At 70.8% G+C, this 15,113-nt stretch carries 12 protein-coding genes and 1 tRNA gene; 10 read left to right on the top strand and 3 right to left on the bottom strand.

Annotation, left to right across the window (positions count from 1 at the left end):
- Positions 1-19 precede the first annotated feature (19 nt).
- The 6 genes from ACH45E_RS27655 (at position 20) to ACH45E_RS27630 (ending at position 7,546) form a co-directional block, all read left to right on the top strand.
- Positions 20-805 carry a GntR family transcriptional regulator gene (locus ACH45E_RS27655; RefSeq protein WP_361446758.1) on the top strand — a complete coding sequence of 262 codons (786 nt, stop codon included), beginning with the start codon at positions 20-22 and terminating at the stop codon, positions 803-805.
- Positions 806-1,016: 211 nt separating this feature from the next.
- Positions 1,017-2,330: an ABC transporter substrate-binding protein gene (locus ACH45E_RS27650; RefSeq protein ID WP_361446756.1), complete on the top strand. Its 1,314-nt coding sequence runs from the start codon at positions 1,017-1,019 to the stop codon at positions 2,328-2,330.
- Positions 2,327-3,307 carry a sugar ABC transporter permease gene (locus tag ACH45E_RS27645; RefSeq protein ID WP_361446754.1) on the top strand — a complete coding sequence of 327 codons (981 nt, stop codon included), beginning with the start codon at positions 2,327-2,329 and terminating at the stop codon, positions 3,305-3,307. The genes ACH45E_RS27650 and ACH45E_RS27645 overlap by 4 nt, the downstream gene beginning before the upstream one ends.
- Positions 3,304-4,194: a carbohydrate ABC transporter permease gene (locus ACH45E_RS27640; RefSeq protein WP_361446752.1), complete on the top strand. Its 891-nt coding sequence runs from the start codon at positions 3,304-3,306 to the stop codon at positions 4,192-4,194. Before ACH45E_RS27645 ends, ACH45E_RS27640 begins: the two co-directional genes overlap by 4 nt.
- Positions 4,195-4,220: 26 nt before the next feature.
- A complete protein-coding gene (locus ACH45E_RS27635; RefSeq protein WP_361446750.1) occupies positions 4,221-5,531 on the top strand; it encodes a glycoside hydrolase family 36 protein in 1,311 nt (436 codons plus the stop codon).
- A complete protein-coding gene (locus tag ACH45E_RS27630) occupies positions 5,528-7,546 on the top strand; it encodes a beta-galactosidase (protein ID WP_361446748.1) in 2,019 nt (672 codons plus the stop codon). The genes ACH45E_RS27635 and ACH45E_RS27630 overlap by 4 nt, the downstream gene beginning before the upstream one ends.
- A 16-nt stretch (positions 7,547-7,562) precedes the next feature.
- Here ACH45E_RS27630 and ACH45E_RS27625 read toward each other — a convergent pair whose 3' ends face one another.
- Together ACH45E_RS27625 and ACH45E_RS27620 are read right to left on the bottom strand one after the other, a co-directional pair.
- Positions 7,563-8,402: a DUF427 domain-containing protein gene (locus ACH45E_RS27625; protein WP_361446746.1), complete on the bottom strand. Its 840-nt coding sequence runs from the start codon at positions 8,400-8,402 to the stop codon at positions 7,563-7,565.
- A 54-nt stretch (positions 8,403-8,456) separates the two neighbouring features.
- Positions 8,457-10,103, bottom strand: a complete 1,647-nt coding sequence (locus ACH45E_RS27620; protein ID WP_361446744.1) for a rhamnogalacturonan lyase B N-terminal domain-containing protein — start codon at positions 10,101-10,103, stop codon at positions 8,457-8,459.
- A 253-nt stretch (positions 10,104-10,356) separates the two neighbouring features.
- On the opposite strand from ACH45E_RS27620, the gene ACH45E_RS27615 reads away from it, so the two are divergent.
- The 3 genes from ACH45E_RS27615 (at position 10,357) to ACH45E_RS27605 (ending at position 14,337) form a co-directional block, all read left to right on the top strand.
- A complete protein-coding gene (locus tag ACH45E_RS27615) occupies positions 10,357-11,094 on the top strand; it encodes a DUF6250 domain-containing protein (RefSeq protein WP_361446742.1) in 738 nt (245 codons plus the stop codon).
- Positions 11,087-13,849: a Tat pathway signal sequence domain protein gene (locus ACH45E_RS27610; protein ID WP_361446740.1), complete on the top strand. Its 2,763-nt coding sequence runs from the start codon at positions 11,087-11,089 to the stop codon at positions 13,847-13,849. Before ACH45E_RS27615 ends, ACH45E_RS27610 begins: the two co-directional genes overlap by 8 nt.
- Positions 13,850-14,160: 311 nt before the next feature.
- Positions 14,161-14,337, top strand: a complete 177-nt coding sequence (locus ACH45E_RS27605; protein ID WP_361446964.1) for a hypothetical protein — start codon at positions 14,161-14,163, stop codon at positions 14,335-14,337.
- A 62-nt stretch (positions 14,338-14,399) separates the two neighbouring features.
- Here the strand turns inward: ACH45E_RS27605 and ACH45E_RS27600 are convergent.
- Positions 14,400-14,473 (bottom strand) — tRNA-Pro (locus ACH45E_RS27600).
- A gap of 117 nt (positions 14,474-14,590) precedes the next feature.
- Here ACH45E_RS27600 and ACH45E_RS27595 point away from each other — a divergent pair.
- Positions 14,591-15,082, top strand: coding sequence for a DUF309 domain-containing protein (locus tag ACH45E_RS27595; protein ID WP_361446738.1), 492 nt, complete (start codon positions 14,591-14,593; stop codon positions 15,080-15,082).
- Positions 15,083-15,113: the final 31 nt, after the last annotated feature.

Genomic DNA, 15,113 nt, shown 5'->3' with positions numbered 1-15,113 from the left:
GCCCCCAAGGAGTGTCCCGATGCCGAGGACCGGTGCCCGCAACCGCCCCGCGACTGTCTCCGCGCTCGACTCCCTCGACTTCACCCTGGACCGGACCAGTCCGGTCCCGCTGTACTACCAGCTCGCCCAGCAGCTGGAGGCGGCGATCGAGCACGGGGCGCTGGCTCCCGGCGATCTGCTGGGCAACGAGATCGACCTGTCCGTACGCCTGGGCCTGTCCCGGCCGACGGTGCGGCAGGCGATCCAGTCCCTGGTGGACAAGGGGCTGCTGGTGCGCCGCCGGGGTGTCGGCACGCAGGTCGTGCACAGCCAGGTCAGACGGCCCCTGGAGCTCAGCAGCCTCTACGACGACCTGGAGTCGGCCGGGCAGGGCCCGACGACGCGGGTGCTGCGCCACGAGCGCGTGCCGGCCGCCACCGACGTGGCCGCCGCGCTCGGCCTGCCGGAGGGCGGCGAGGTCACCGTCCTGGAGCGGCTGCGCTTCACGCATGGCCGGCCGGTGGCGTTCCTGTGCAACTACCTGCCCGCCGCCCTGCTCGAACTCGACGACGCCCGGCTGGAGTCGACCGGTCTGTACCGGATGATGCGCTCCGCCGGGATCACCCTGCACAGCGCCCGGCAGACCGTCGGCGCCCGCTCGGCCACCGCCGAGGAGGCCGCCCGCCTCGACGAGGAGGCGGGCGCCGCCCTGCTCACCATGCAGCGCACGGCGTACGACGACGCGGGCCGCCCGGTCGAGTACGGAACCCACATCTACCGGGCATCCCGGTACACCTTCGACTTCCAGCTGCTGGTCAGACCGTGACTGTCGCTTTGTGAACGAATTCGCTGGTGGCCATGTCGATTACGTTTCGGGCAAGAGACGCACGAGACGGACGGAAGGTATTGACGCATGAGCGGACATGCGGCTGTTATTACGCCCACGATGTTCGGTCGAGTTGGTTTCTGATCGGTTTCGAGGACCTTTCGGAATCCTGCTCTCCCCTTGTCCGAACCCCTGCCTTCCAGGAGCCGCCATGCGCCTCTCGCCCTCCGGCCTCGCCGTCCCGGGCCCCAGCCGCCGTTCCCTGCTCCGCGGAGCGGGCGGAGCCGCCCTCCTCGCCGGCGCCGGCATACCCCTGCTGTCCGCCTGCGGCAGCAGCGGCTCTTCCTCCGACCCGAAGACGGTGTCCCTCGGCTCCAACTCCTCGGACGCGGTGCCGAAGAAGGCGTTCGCCGAGATCTACGCGGCCTTCACCAAGAAGTCCGGCATCAAGGTCGACGTGAACACGAAGGACCACAACACCTTCCAGGAGCAGATCAACTCCTACCTCCAGGGCACGCCGGACGACGTGTTCACCTGGTTCGCCGGCTACCGCATGCAGTTCTTCGCGGCCAAGAAGCTCGCCTCGCCGATCGACGACGTGTGGGCCAAGATCGGGGACAACTTCCCCGACGCGATGAAGCAGCTCAGCAAGGGCGAGGACGGCAAGTACTACTTCGTGCCGCTGTACACCTACCCGTGGGCGCTGTTCTACCGCAAGAGCGTCTTCAAGCAGCACGGCTACGAGGTTCCCACCACCTGGGACCAGCTGGTCGCCCTCTGTAAGAAGATGAAGAAGGACGGCCTGGTCCCGATCGCGTTCGGCGACAAGGACGCCTGGCCGGCGATGGGCACCTTCGACCAGATCAACTTCCGCCTCAACGGCTACGACTTCCACAAGTCCCTGATGGCGGGCAAGGAGTCGTGGACCGACGCCAAGGTCAAGGCCGTCTTCGACCACTGGGCCGAGCTGCTGCCCTACCACCAGGACGGCTTCATGGGCCGCACCTGGCAGGACGCCGCCCAGACACTGGTGTCGAAGAAGGCCGGCATGTACCTCCTGGGCTCCTTCGTCGGACAGCAGTTCACCAACAAGGCCGACCTCGAGGACCTCGACTTCTTCGCGTTCCCGGAGATCAACTCCGCGTACGGCCAGGACACCGTCGAGGCGCCCACCGACGGCTTCATGGTCAGCAAGAGCCCGAAGAACCACGCGGGCGTCGTGAAGCTGATGGAGTTCCTGGGCACCCCGGAGGCCGAGCAGGTCTACCTCAAGGCCGACAACAGCGTGGTGGCCGCCTCCAGCAAGGCCGACACCTCCTCGTACACCGCGCTGCAGAAGAAGGCGTACAAGATGATCAGTGAGGCCAAGAGCCTCACCCAGTTCATGGACCGCGACTCCCGGCCGGACTTCACCTCCACGGTGATGCAGCCCGGACTGCAGAAGTTCCTCCAGAACCCCAAGGGCGTCGACAGCCTGCTGTCCTCCATCGACCGCCAGAAGAAGCAGATCTTCGCCTCCGCATGAGCACCGACATCACTCCGAAGAGCCCGGAGGCGGCGCCCGCGCCGCCTCCGGGCCCCGCGCCTGAGAAGAAGCGGGTCCCGCGGGGCCACAAGCGCCTGCTGACCCGCCGTGACCGCATCACGCTCGGCTTCATGGCCGGCGTGCCCACCGTCCTGCACGTGGCCCTCGTCTGGTTCACGGCCCTCGCCTCGATCGCCCTGGCCTTCACCAGCTGGGACGGCATCGGCTTCGACTCCATCAAGTGGGTGGGGCTGGACAACTTCAAGCAGCTGTTCAGCGACAACCCGCAGTTCTGGCCGGCGGTCCAGCACAACATCATCTGGTTCGTCGTGCTCATCCTGATCCCGACGCCGATGGGACTGTTCCTGGCCGTCCAGCTGGACAAGAAGATCCGCTTCAGCCGCGTCTACCAGACCGCGTTCTTCCTCCCGGTCGTGGTGTCGCTGGCCGTCACCGGGTTCGTCTGGCAGCTCGTCTACAACCCCGACACGGGTCTGATCAACAGCCTCATCGGGGCCAACAAGCCAGGCCACTACATCGACTGGATCGGCGACCCGCACCTGAACCTGTGGGCCGTCCTGGTCGCCGCCTCCTGGCGGCACACCGGCTACATGATGATCCTCTACCTGGCCGGCCTCAAGGGCGTCGACCCGTCGCTGCGCGAGGCCTCCTCGCTGGACGGCGCGAACGAGTGGCAGACGTTCAAGAACGTCATCTTCCCGACCCTGCGCCCGACCAACACGGTCGTCCTGGTCGTCACCATCATCGAGGCGCTGCGCGCCTTCGACCTGGTGTTCGTCTTCAACAAGGGCGCCCAGGGGACCGAGCTGCTGTCGATCCTGATCACCAACAACATCATCGGCGAGTCCAGCCGGATCGGATACGGGTCGGCCATCGCCGTCGTCCTGCTGGTCATCTCCCTCGCGGTCATCATCCCGTACCTGATCGCGACCTTCCGGAAGGAGCGGCGCGCATGACCACCCCCACCGCCGCGCTCGGCCGGCAGCGCACCCCGGTCCGCCCGGCCCGGGTCCTGCTGCACGTGTTCCTCGTCGTCACCTCGCTCGCCTGGCTCGCCCCGCTGCTGTGGGCGGTCCTGGCGGCCCTGCGGCCGTACTCGGAGACCAGCACCAAGGGCTATGTCTCCTGGCCGGACAAGCTGAGCCTCGACAACTTCAAGAACGCGTTCGAGCAGTCCGACATGATGCACTACTTCGGCAACACGCTGATCATCGCGGTCCCGGCCGTGCTGCTGACGCTGCTGCTGTCGTCGATGGTCGCGTTCTACGTCAGCCGCTTCGACTTCCGGCTCAACATCTTCCTGCTGCTGGTGTTCACGGCAGGCAACCTGCTGCCGCAGCAGGTCATCATCACCCCGCTGTACCGCATGTACCTGCTCATCGACCTGCCCGGCATCACGATGAGCGGCAAGCTGTACGACTCCGCGCTCGGCCTGGTCCTCATCCACGTGGCGTTCCAGTCCGGCTTCTGCGCGTTCGTGCTGAGCAACTACATGCGCATGCTGCCGCACGAGCTCACCGAGGCCGCGCTGGTCGACGGCGCGTCGGTGTGGCGGATGTACTGGCAGATCGTGCTGCCGTTGTGCAAGCCCGCGATGGCCGCCCTGGCGACGCTGTTGTCCATCTGGATCTACAACGACTTCTTCTGGGCCATCGTGCTGATCTCGACCGGCGAGAACATGCCGATCACCTCGGCGCTGAACAACCTCTCCGGGCAGTACTTCACCGATCCCAACCTGGTCGCCGCCGGCGCCCTGCTCACCGCGATCCCGACGCTGATCGTGTACTTCGCGCTGCAACGGCAGTTCGTGAGCGGTCTGACGCTGGGTGCGAACAAGGGCTGAGCGCCCCACTCGCGAAAGAGAACCCCGTGCACCCCTTCACCCCGGTCGCCTCGGTCCTCGTGGACCCGCGTCGCGCACGCGTCCACGAGGAGGGCTGGCAGTCCTGGAGCCCCAGCGGCGCCTACGCCCTCGACGCCATGCCGTACCGCCCGACGAACGACAACTGGGCGACCGTCTGCTACCGGCCGGGGGTCACCGTGCCCGCCGGCACCTTCCAGGGGGAGGGGCTGCTCGCCCTGGACCCCGGCGACGGCTCCCCCACGCGGCTGTGGGCGGCGGCCGACCCGACCCGGGAAGTGCCGTCCGTCCGCCTCACCGTCACCGGCGGCCACGCCGAGGTGGAGGCCGACGGCCCGGTGAAGGAGTGGACCGGCACGGACATCCCGTCGGTGCTGGGCGACTGGGCCGGCGCCCTCGGACTGCCCGCCCCGCGCCCGGCGCCGACGGTGTGGTGCTCCTGGTACGAGTACTTCACCCAGGTCACCGAGGACGACATCCACGAGAACCTGCGCGCGATGGACACCCTCGACCTGCCGGTCGACGTCGTCCAGATCGACGACGGCTACCAGCGCGCGCTGGGCGACTGGCTCACCCTCTCCGGGCGCTTCCGCTCCCGCGAGGGCATCGCGGACACGATCCGGGCGCGCGGTCGCCGGGCCGGCATCTGGACGGCGCCGTTCCTGGTGGACCCGGCGAGCGACCTGGCCGCCGAACACCCCGACTGGCTGGTCCGCGACACCCAGGGCGGCCCGGCGCACGCCGGCCGCAACTGGGGCCACGACCTGTGCGTCCTGGACACCACCCACCCCGAGGCGGCCGCCTGCCTGGCCGGCGTCTTCCGGACGCTGCGCGCGGAGGGCTACGACTACTTCAAGGTGGACTTCCTGTACGCGGGCGCGCTGGACGGCGTGCGTCATGACGACGTGGACGCGCTGACCGCCTACCGGGCAGGCATCGGCCTGATCCGGGAGGCGATCGGCGAGGACGCCTACCTGCTGGGCTGCGGCGCCCCGATCCTGCCCTCCCTCGGCCTGTTCGACGCGATGCGGGTCAGCCCCGACACGGCCCCGCACCGCGACCCCGAGGCCGGCGACTTCAGCCAGCCGGGGCAGGACGCGGCCGAGTTCACCGGCGCCGCCCGTCAGTGGCAGCACGGCCGGCTCTGGGTCAACGACCCCGACTGCCTGATGGCCCGGCCGGCCGTTGAGACCCGTGAGCGCTGGGCCGCGCACGTGGAGGCCACCGGCGGCCTGATGGCCTCCAGCGACCGACTGCTCTCCCTCGACCGGTGGGGCGTGGAGACCACGCGCCGCCTCCTCACGAAAGACGTCCGATGAAGCGCACCCTGTCCGTCCCCGGCATCGCCTACGGCGGCGACTACAACCCCGAGCAGTGGCCCGAGGAGGTGTGGGCCGAGGACGTGCGCCTGATGCGCGAGGCCGGGGTGACCATGGTCAGCGTCGGCATCTTCTCCTGGGCGCTGATGGAGCCCGCCGAGGGCGTGTACGACTTCTCGCGCATGGACCGGATCCTCGGTCTGCTGCACGAGAACGGCATCGCCGCCGACCTCGCCACGCCGACCGCGGCGCCGCCCGCCTGGTTCTTCCGCGCCCACCCGGAGGCCCTGCCGGTGGACCGGGACGGCCGCACGCTGTCGTACGGCAGCCGCCAGACGTTCTGCCCGTCCAGCCCCGCCTACCGCAGGGCGGCCCTGCGCATCGCGGACCGGCTGGCGCGGCACTACGCCGACCACCCGGCGGTCGCGATGTGGCACGTGCACAACGAGTACGGCTGCCACAACGCGGCCTGCTACTGCGACACCAGCGCCCAGGCGTTCCGCGGCTGGCTGCGGGCCCGGTACGGGAACCTGGACGCCCTCAACGACGCCTGGGGCACCACCTTCTGGAGCCAGTGGTACTACCACTGGGACGAGATCCTGCCGCCCCGCGCCACCGGCGCCGTGCCCAACCCCACGCACCAGCTGGACTGGCGCCGCTTCTGCTCCGACGAGCTGCTGTCGCTGTACACGGCGGAACGGGACGTGCTGAGCGTCGCGGCCCCGGACACGCCGGCCACCACCAACTTCATGGTGAACTTCAGCTTCGAGGCGCTGGACTACTGGCGGTGGGCCCCGGAGCTGGACATCGTCTCCAACGACCACTATCTGCAGTCCACGGACACCGAGTCGCACATCGACATCGCGCTCAGCGGCGACCTGACGCGCTCGCTCGCGGGCGGGCCGTGGTTCTTGATGGAGCACTCCACGGGCGCCGTGAACTGGCAGCCGGTCAACCGGGCCAAGGGCCCGGGAGAGCTGCGCCGCAACGCCCTCGCCCACGTGGCGCACGGCGCGGACGGCATCGCCTACTTCCAGTGGCGGGCGGCCAAGGCGGGCGCCGAGCAGTGGCACTCGGCGATGCTGCCGCACGCCGGTACGGACAGCCAGATCTGGCGGGACGTGGTCGGGCTCGGCGCCGACCTGAAGGCGCTGGCCGAGGTGCGCGGCAGCACGGGCACGGCCGAGGTCGCGATCGTCTGGGACTGGAACGCCCGCTGGGCCCTCGAACTGCCCTCCCAGCCGAGCGGCGAACTGCGCTACCTGGACCTGGTGCGCACCTGGTACGAGCCGCTGTGGCGGGCCGGGGTGGCCGTGGACTTCGTCCGCCCGGACGCGGACCTCTCCGCGTACCGCCTGGTCCTGGCGCCCAGCCTCTACCTGGTCGACGACGCGGGCGCCGAGAACCTCACCTCGTACGCCGAGCGCGGCGGCACCCTCGCCGTGGGCTTCCACAGCGGCATGGTGGACGCCAACTGCCATGTACGGCTGGGCGGTTACCCGGGCGCCTTCCGCGAGGCGCTGGGCGTGCGCTCCGACGAGCCGTTCCCGCTGCTGCCCGGCGAGAAGGCGGGCCTGGCCGGGGAGGTGCCGGCGGGGGCCACGGGCACGCTGTGGTCGGAGCGGCTGCGCCTGGCGGGCGCCGAGGCGGTCGCCTCGTACACGGACGGGCCCCTCGCGGGCGTACCGGCCGTCACCCGGCACACGCACGGCACGGGCACGGCCTGGTACGTGGCCACGCTCCCGGACCCGGACACCCTCGGCGCACTCCTCGACCGGGTGCGCGCGGAGGCGGGCGTGGAGCCGGTCCGCGCGGTGCCGGCGGGCGTGGAGGTGGTCCGGCGGCGCGGCACGGACGCGGACTACGTGTTCCTGATCGACCACTCCGGGCAGGGCGCCGAGATCCCGGTCCCGGCGGGCGCCACGGAACTCCTCACCGGCAAGGAGACCACCGGCTCGCTCACGCTGGCCCCCGGCGACGTGGCGGTCGTACGGGAACCGCGCGCGGACGCCTAGCCCCGGCTGACCCCGGCTAGACCGTGCTCGCCTGGCGCCCGTCGGCCTCGGGCCCGCTGAGCAGGGCCCAGGTGAACAGGGTGACGGGGCGTTTGCGGTGTTCGCCGTCCACCGTGATGTCGACGGCCTCGTTGTAGAAGGCGAGGAGCCCCCTGACCGCGCCCACCGCGGGCAGGGGGTCCGGGTAGCTCCACAGGACGTTCGACGGCACGTCCGCGTCGCCCCGCCAGGACCAGTACTCGGCGACGCCCTTGTACGGGCACCGGCTGCTGTGGTCGGTGGCCTCGAACAGGTCGAGGCGGACGTCCTCGCGGGGGATGTAGAACCGCGTGGGCAGGCCCGTCTCGAACAGCAGCACGGGCCGCCGGGTGTCCGCCGCCACCGTGCCGTCGATCTCGACGACCACATGGCGGCTGCTGGGCAGGGCGTCGACGCGTTTGTGCGGGTCACGGGGGTGGACGAAGATCTCTTCCTCCTCCTCGTACCAGTGGTCGAGGCCCGGGTCCCGGCGCTGGAACCAGGCGAAGGTGATGTGCCCGGCGAGCTCGCGGCCCGGGTAGGTCCAGGCCGCGTTCCGCAGCGGCTCGCCGCCGGTGTCGAGGTCGTAGAAGACCCGCGACCCGGCGTGCGCGCCGGTCGGGGGATGCGCCGCCGGGCGGAGGAGATCCTCACGGACCTCCGCCCGCGGGAAGGCGTACTGCGGTACGGGCAGTCCGGGCTCCCACACCAGCAGGGGATGCCGGCTGTCCACGACGGTGACCTCGCCCCTCACTCCGCGCACCCAGCGGTCACTGGGCTCCCACAGGAAGCCCTCCGGGGTGCTGCGCAGGGAATGGGCGGTGGGAAGTATGGTCATACCCCGCTCCTCGGTCTCATGAAGGAGCGTACGTCGCCGACGGACAAAGCGCCCTCAGAGCAGGTCGAGGGCGTCGAACGCGTAACTCGGGCTGAGGTAGCCACCGCCTCCCGCGGAGCCGCTCGCGGCGTCGACGCGCAGCGTGTTGCTGCCGGTCAGCAGGTGTGCGGCGGGGATCACGTACGCGTACGTGTGGTTGTTGCCGCGGTAGCTGCCGACGGTCAGGGTCCGGGTGGAAGGCTCGGTGGCCGCGGCCGGGATGGCCGAGGTCCAGGTGTCGTTGACGGTGATCTGGGGGCGGCCGTTCGCCTTGGCGGTGGTGATGCCGATGCGCAGGGTGCGGTCGGTGGCGGCCTGGGCGGCGGTGAGGGTGAAGGACACCAGCAGGCCCTGGTTGATCTCCTTGAACTGGTAGGCGGGCCAGACCGAGGCCGTCGAGGTGCCGATGAGGTAGGTGCCGGCGGTCCAGGCGGCGGCGCGGGAGTCCGACGGGTGGGCGTGGGTGACGAGGGAGGCGTTCTTGAAGCCGGCCGGGGTGCCGTTCCAGTCGCCGATCCGCCAGACCGCGGTGTCGGTGGAGGGATCGCCGGTGACAGTGATCGTGTGCACGGTGGTGACGGCGGCCGCGGTGACCGTGACGTCCCGGGTGTGCACGGCTAGTTCGCCCTTGTAGACGGTCAGGGTGTACGTGCCGGGCAGGATCCCGGGGACCGCGTACTTGCCGGTGCTCGCGTTCGCCTTCGTCCAGTACTGGGCCTCGGCGTTGGACACGCCCACGACGTAGGGATACGAGGGATCCCAGCCCGACAGTCCGTTGCCGACGATCCGTCCGCGGCCGCTCGCGCCGGTCCAGCCGGTGAGGCCGAGGGCGTCCACCCAGGAGGTGTTGTCGCGCCCGGACACGGCGGTGGCCGGCGCTGACCCGTCGGTGAAGGCGAGGACGTACGGGCCGTGCAGGCCGAAGCGCTCGGCCTCGGTCTGGCCCTCGGCGTAGTAGAGGTGTTCGTAGAGCCCGGCGCCGGACTCGTTGCCGTGGCGCAGCAGTTGGCGGATGAAGGGGCCTCCGGAGTCCTTCTCCTTGGTGGAGCGGACGACCCAGACCGCGGCGCCGGAGGTGCTGAAGCCGAAGTAGTCGTAGTCGATGGTCCGCAGGTTCGAGAAGTGCTTGGACCGGGTGGTGCCGTCGGTCTTGGCGAAGACGTCGGCGGACTCGATGACGGTGTCGGAGTCGGACCAGGTGTCCGGGTAGGTGGTGGGGAAGATGCCGGGCTTGAGGCGCGCGATGTAGCGGCTGGCGGTGACGGAGGTGTCGGACTTGTAGGTGAAGAGGTAGATGTTGTTCTCGCCGCTGCGCGCGGCGTAGTAGTGGACGAGGGTGCCGTGGACGACCTTGATGAGGACGACTCCCGTGGAGGGCGTGGAGATCGTCACCGTCGAGGTGCCGAGGCCGCTCTCGACGTGGGAGTTCTTGCCGTCGTAGCCCTGGTACTCGGTGCCGTTGTAGACGAAGGACGACAGGTCGCCGTTGCCGTGGTCGACCTTGAAGACGAGGCCGGCGCCGGTGTCGACGACGTAGTGGGTCCCGTCGTCGGTGTAGCCGAAGCCCGCGGCCGAGGCGGCGACGGGGGTGGCGAGGGCCAGGGCGAGTCCGGCCGCTCCGGCGAGGAAGGTACGGCGGGGCAGCGGGCCGTCGTGGGACATGCGGACAACTCCTGTGTTGAGTAGGTCGGTTGGGAGAAGGTGGCAACAGACTGCCCGCCCGCATGGCGCCGATCGGAGATCCGCGGCCGATCGGCCACAAGGATTTAACGGCGCGTCACGTTCGGTCCCAACAGGTGGGATCTCACGGCCAGTTCGGCTGTACATGAACGCCTGTTTGCGATTCTGTGGCTTCCATTGCTCGGAATTGTTGGTTTCCGTACGCTCCTGGTCGTCCACAGGAAGGAATCCCCCGATGCGCAGAACCTGGCCCGCCGCTCTGGTGAGTCTCGCCGTCGCGGCCACCGCCGTGCTCACCACCGGTGCCGCCGCCGCACCTCACCGTCAACACCCGCACCACCACCGTCATTTGCTCGCCCGTGACGACTTCCGGCACGGCACCGGCCAGTGGTCGGCCGAGCTGGAGCAGGGCGGCAGCGTCACGGCGAAGGACGGCGTGCTGGACGTCGACGTGCCCGCCGGGGCCTCGGTGTGGTTCAAGCGGCCGTTCTCCGGCCGGTACGAGATCGACTTCACGGCGACACCGGTCTCGCAGGGCGGTCCCAACGACCGGGTCAGCGACCTCAACTCCTTCTGGAACGCCCGGGATGCACGCTCCCCCGAGGACCTGTTCGCCACCCCCCGCAGCGGCGCCCTGGCCGACTACGACCACCTCACCACGTACTACGCGGGCCTCGGCGCGAACTACAACACCACGACCCGGCTGCGCCGCTACGTCGGCGTGGCGGGCTCCCGGCCGCTGATCTACGACTACACCTCGCCACTGCTCACCGCCAACGAGCCCAACCGCGTCCGGCTGGTCTCCGACGGCAAGCACATCCAGTACTGGGACAACGGCGAGCTGGTCTTCGACTACACCGACGAAGCCCCCTACACCAGCGGCTGGTTCGCCTTCCGCACCACCTTCAGCCACTTCCACATCACCGACTTCCGCGTCTGGCGGCTCAAGCACGAAGGCGGCCACGGTGCCTGAGATCTCCCGCAGAGACGCCCTCAAGGCGGCGGCCGCGGCCGTCGTGGCCACCCAGCTCTCCTGGGCGCTCGCCGCCGACCCGGCCGCGGCGGCGCCGGGGAAAGCGGCCGCCCCTGGTCCCGTGAAGCTCACCTGGCTCGAGGACGGCACCCCCGCCGAGGCCCCCGGCACCACCTTCGGCGTAGCCTGGCCCAAGGGTGCGCTCCCCGCCGACCGGGCCTTCGCCCTCACGGCCGCCGACGGCACCGCCGTCCCCGTACAGTCCTGGCCCACCGCCTACTGGCCGGACGGCACCCTGAAGTGGACCGCCCACGCGGTCGGCGCCACCACCGGCCCCGCCGAGAGCTACACCCTGGCTCCGGGCACACCCGCGAAGCCGGACACCGCGCTCACCGTGGACACCGAGGGCGGCACGATCGACGTCGACACCGGCGTCATCCAGGTCAGCATCGCCAAGGCCGGCGCCCACGACGTCATACGCTCCATCAAGCGTGCCGGCACCGAGATCGCGAACAAGGCCGAACTGGTCGTGCTGCGCCAGCCGGAGATCGACGAGGGCTACGAAGGCAGCGGTTCGAGCACCACCTGGGAACGCTTCACCGGCCGGGTCGGCTCCGTCACCGTCGAGCAGTCCGGCCCGGTGCGCGCCGTCATCCGCCTGGAGGGCGAACACGAGCGCGGCAACCGTTCCTGGCTGCCCTTCGTCATCCGCCTCTACCTCTACGCCGGGTCGGAGGCGATCCGCGTCGTCCACACCCTCACGTACGACGGCACCCAGGAGCCCGGCAAGAGCAGCGGCGACTTCATCAGGGGCCTGGGCCTGCGCATCCGCGTCCCGCTCTCCGACGAGCTCTACAACCGTCACATCCGTCTCGCCGGTGCCGACGACGGTTTCCTGACCGAAGCCGTCCAGGGCGTCACCGGCCTGCGCCGCGACCCCGGCGCGGCCGTGCGCGCCGCGCAGGTCAAGGGCGAGAAGCTGCCGGATGTCTCCACCTGGGACACCCGGGTCTCCTCCGCCCTGCGGTACGTCCCGGCCTGGGGCGACCACACCCTCGCCCAGCTCTCGGCCGACGGTTTCACCGTCCGCAAGCGCACCAAGGCGGGCCACGGGTGGATCCACACCACCGGCGGCACCCGTGCCCCCGGCTTCGGCTACGTCGGCGGGATCAGCGGCGGACTCTCCTTCGGCCTGCGGGACTTCTGGCAGAAGCACCCCGCCCAGCTCGACGTCCGCGACGCCGCCTCCGACGAGGCGACCGTCACCCTCTGGCTCTGGTCGCCCGAGGCCCAGCCGCTCGACCTGCGCTTCTACCACGACGGTCTCGGCCAGGACACGTACGAGGAGCAGACCGCCGGACTCGCCATCACCTATGAGGACTACGAGCCCGGATTCGGCACCCCGTACGGCATCGCCCGCACCTCCGAGCTGTACCTGTGGGCCAACGCGGCCACTCCCACGGCCGGCACCCTCGTCGCCCAGAAGGACGCCCTGACCGCCCCGCCGCAGCTCGTCGCCGCGCCCGAGACCCTGCACGGGGCGGGTGTCTTCGCCGGGCTCTGGTCCCCGGTGGACCGCTCCAGTGCCGCCCGGAAGACCGTCGAGGACCGCCTCGACCTCCTCTTCGGCTACTACCGGGACCAGCGCGAGCAGCGCCGCTGGTACGGCTTCCTGGACTACGGCGACGTCCAGCACACCTACGACCCCGACCGCCACACCTGGGCCTACGACGTCGGCGGCTTCGCCTGGGACAACTCCGAGCTCTCCACCGACCTGTGGCTCTGGCTGGCCTACCTGCGCTCCGGGCGGGCCGACATCTACCGCTTCGCCGAGGCCATGACCCGCCACACCAGCGAGGTCGACGTCTACCACCTCGGCAAGTGGGCCGGCCTGGGCACCCGGCACGGCGTCCAGCACTTCGGCGACAGCGCCAAACAGGTCCGTATCTCCACCCCGGTGTACCGGCGGCTCTTCTACTACCTCACCGCCGACGAGCGGACCGGTGACCTGATGCACGCCCAGGTCGACGCGGACGAGACGTTCCTGCGCCTGGACCCCCAGCGCAAGGTCCGCACCGACGGCTACGTCCCCGGGAACCGGCACGCCCTGTCCATCGGCTTCGGCACCGACTGGAGCGGGCTGGGCTGGGGCTGGTGGACCGAGTGGGAGCGGCGCGGCCCCAAGTGGCGGACGGCGAAGAAGAAGCTGCTGGCCAGCGCCTCGACCATCGCCGCCCAGCCCAACGGCTTCGTCCAGGGCAGCGGCCTGTACGACCTCGACACGGGCGCCTTCGCCCTCCAGACCAAGCCCGTGATCGACGTCTCCCACCTCTCGGCGAGCTTCGGCCTGCCCGAACTGGCCGCCGAACTGATCGACGCCGTCGACGAGAAGGACATCCCCGGCTTCCGGGCCGCCTGGCTGGACTACTGCCGCTACTTCAACGCCACCACGGCCGAGAAGACCGCCCGCTACGGCGCCGGCTACAAGGTCAGCCTCGTCCAGGGACACAGCCGCCTGGACGCGTACGCGGCGAAACTGACCGGAGAGGCCGCGCTGGCCGAGCGAGCCTGGCGCAACTTCACCGCGAGCGACGGCTACCCGGACGCGGGCACCCCGTGGGCCACCACGAAGATCAGCGGCCCCACCGTGCTCAACGCCGGGTCCGACGCGCCCTGGGTCAGCTCCAACTCCACGGCGCTGTACGGCCTGGCGGCCATCCAGGACCTCGCCCTGGTCGGTGACGCGCTGGGCTGAGGCACGTGCCCGCGCGCGGGACCGGCCGGCGCGAGGGCGCGGGAGGGCCGCCCTCGCCCCTGCGCGAACGGCTGATCCCGCTGGAGCTTTCGACGTTCCTGCTGTGCGGAGCGCACGCGGTGGCCGGCGGCCTCGCCGACGCCCTCGGCCCGGCTCCGTGCGGAGCCTGGTCCGGGCTTCGGGCCCGAAGCGGGCCGGCGCCGCGTCCGCCGGTGAGCGCGCGGCGGGCGGGCCGTACGGGTGCTCTTGACACTCGGCGGGGCGGACGGCGTACGTCGAGCCGGCGAGTTCCTGACGGGTGGAGGCCCTCGATGCACGTGCCTGGTGCGGCACCGCATGGTGCGCGCCTGATCACCCGGCGGCACGTCGACCTGCTCGTGCCGGAACGCGGCGTGTACCGCACCGAGTACACCGGTACCACGCCGCGTGAGCAGTTGGGGCTGCGCGAGCCCCTCACCCACCGGTCCGCACGACCGGCGGCAGGCTGAGACCAACGCGTCAGGGGCCCTCCGAAGAGAGCCCCTGACCGCGGAAACTTCCGACATCGCTGTCGGGACGACAGGATTTGAACCTGCGACCCCTTGACCCCCAGTCAAGTGCGCTACCAAGCTGCGCCACGTCCCGGTGCGCTCGCCCACGGCGTGCCGTGTGATCGCGCGGACAGCACTTTACCGTACGCCGGAGGGCCGGCCGAAGGGGGCGCCCGGGCCGGGGGACGCGGGCCGGGGGAGAATCGGGCGTATGGGCAGCAGGCGGGACCGGGACGGTGAGGGGCGGGCGCGGAACGCGCGGCCGCGGGACGGGCTGGGGCGGCCTCTGCCGTACGGGGCTCAGGGCGTGGCACGGCAGCCGGAGGGCGTCGTACGGACCCCGCGGGAGACCGTCCGGGAGGCGCAGGCGCTGCTGGCGGAGGGGATGCCGTTCCACGCGCACGAGGTCTTCGAGGACGCCTGGAAGTCGGGCCCGGACTCCGAGCGTGCCCTGTGGCGGGGGCTGGCGCAGCTGGCCGTGGGGCTGACGCATGCCGCGCGGGGGAACGTCACCGGCGGGGCGCGGCTGCTGCGGCGGGGGGCGGGTGCCGTCGAGGAGTGGGCGGACGGCTCCGGGGAGCGGCAGCCGTACGGGATCGATCTCGCCGGGGTCGCCGCCTGGGCGCGGGAGCTGGCCGAGGCCGTGGAGCGGGGCGGCGAGCCGGTCGACGCGAAGGCCCTGGCGCCCCGCCTGCGGGTGTAGCGGGGCGTGCGGAGTCGGTGCACGCACTGTC

The organism is Streptomyces sp. NPDC020299 (genome assembly GCF_044387825.1).
GTDB lineage: Bacteria > Actinomycetota > Actinomycetes > Streptomycetales > Streptomycetaceae > Streptomyces.
The sequence above is the reverse complement of the archived record's forward strand: the minus strand, read 5'-3'. Positions and strand labels throughout refer to the sequence as shown.

Bases quoted from the DNA above. Each gene is read 5' to 3' on its own strand.
- ACH45E_RS27655 (WP_361446758.1), top strand. From the start codon at position 20: ATGCCGAGGACCGGTGCCCGCAACCGCCCCGCGACTGTCTCCGCGCTC.
- ACH45E_RS27650 (WP_361446756.1), top strand. From the start codon at position 1,017: ATGCGCCTCTCGCCCTCCGGCCTCGCCGTCCCGGGCCCCAGCCGCCGT.
- ACH45E_RS27645 (WP_361446754.1), top strand. From the start codon at position 2,327: ATGAGCACCGACATCACTCCGAAGAGCCCGGAGGCGGCGCCCGCGCCG.
- ACH45E_RS27640 (WP_361446752.1), top strand. From the start codon at position 3,304: ATGACCACCCCCACCGCCGCGCTCGGCCGGCAGCGCACCCCGGTCCGC.
- ACH45E_RS27630 (WP_361446748.1), top strand. From the start codon at position 5,528: ATGAAGCGCACCCTGTCCGTCCCCGGCATCGCCTACGGCGGCGACTAC.
- ACH45E_RS27625 (WP_361446746.1), bottom strand. From the start codon at position 8,402: ATGACCATACTTCCCACCGCCCATTCCCTGCGCAGCACCCCGGAGGGC.
- ACH45E_RS27620 (WP_361446744.1), bottom strand. From the start codon at position 10,103: ATGTCCCACGACGGCCCGCTGCCCCGCCGTACCTTCCTCGCCGGAGCG.
- ACH45E_RS27615 (WP_361446742.1), top strand. From the start codon at position 10,357: ATGCGCAGAACCTGGCCCGCCGCTCTGGTGAGTCTCGCCGTCGCGGCC.
- ACH45E_RS27605 (WP_361446964.1), top strand. From the start codon at position 14,161: ATGCACGTGCCTGGTGCGGCACCGCATGGTGCGCGCCTGATCACCCGG.
- ACH45E_RS27595 (WP_361446738.1), top strand. From the start codon at position 14,591: ATGGGCAGCAGGCGGGACCGGGACGGTGAGGGGCGGGCGCGGAACGCG.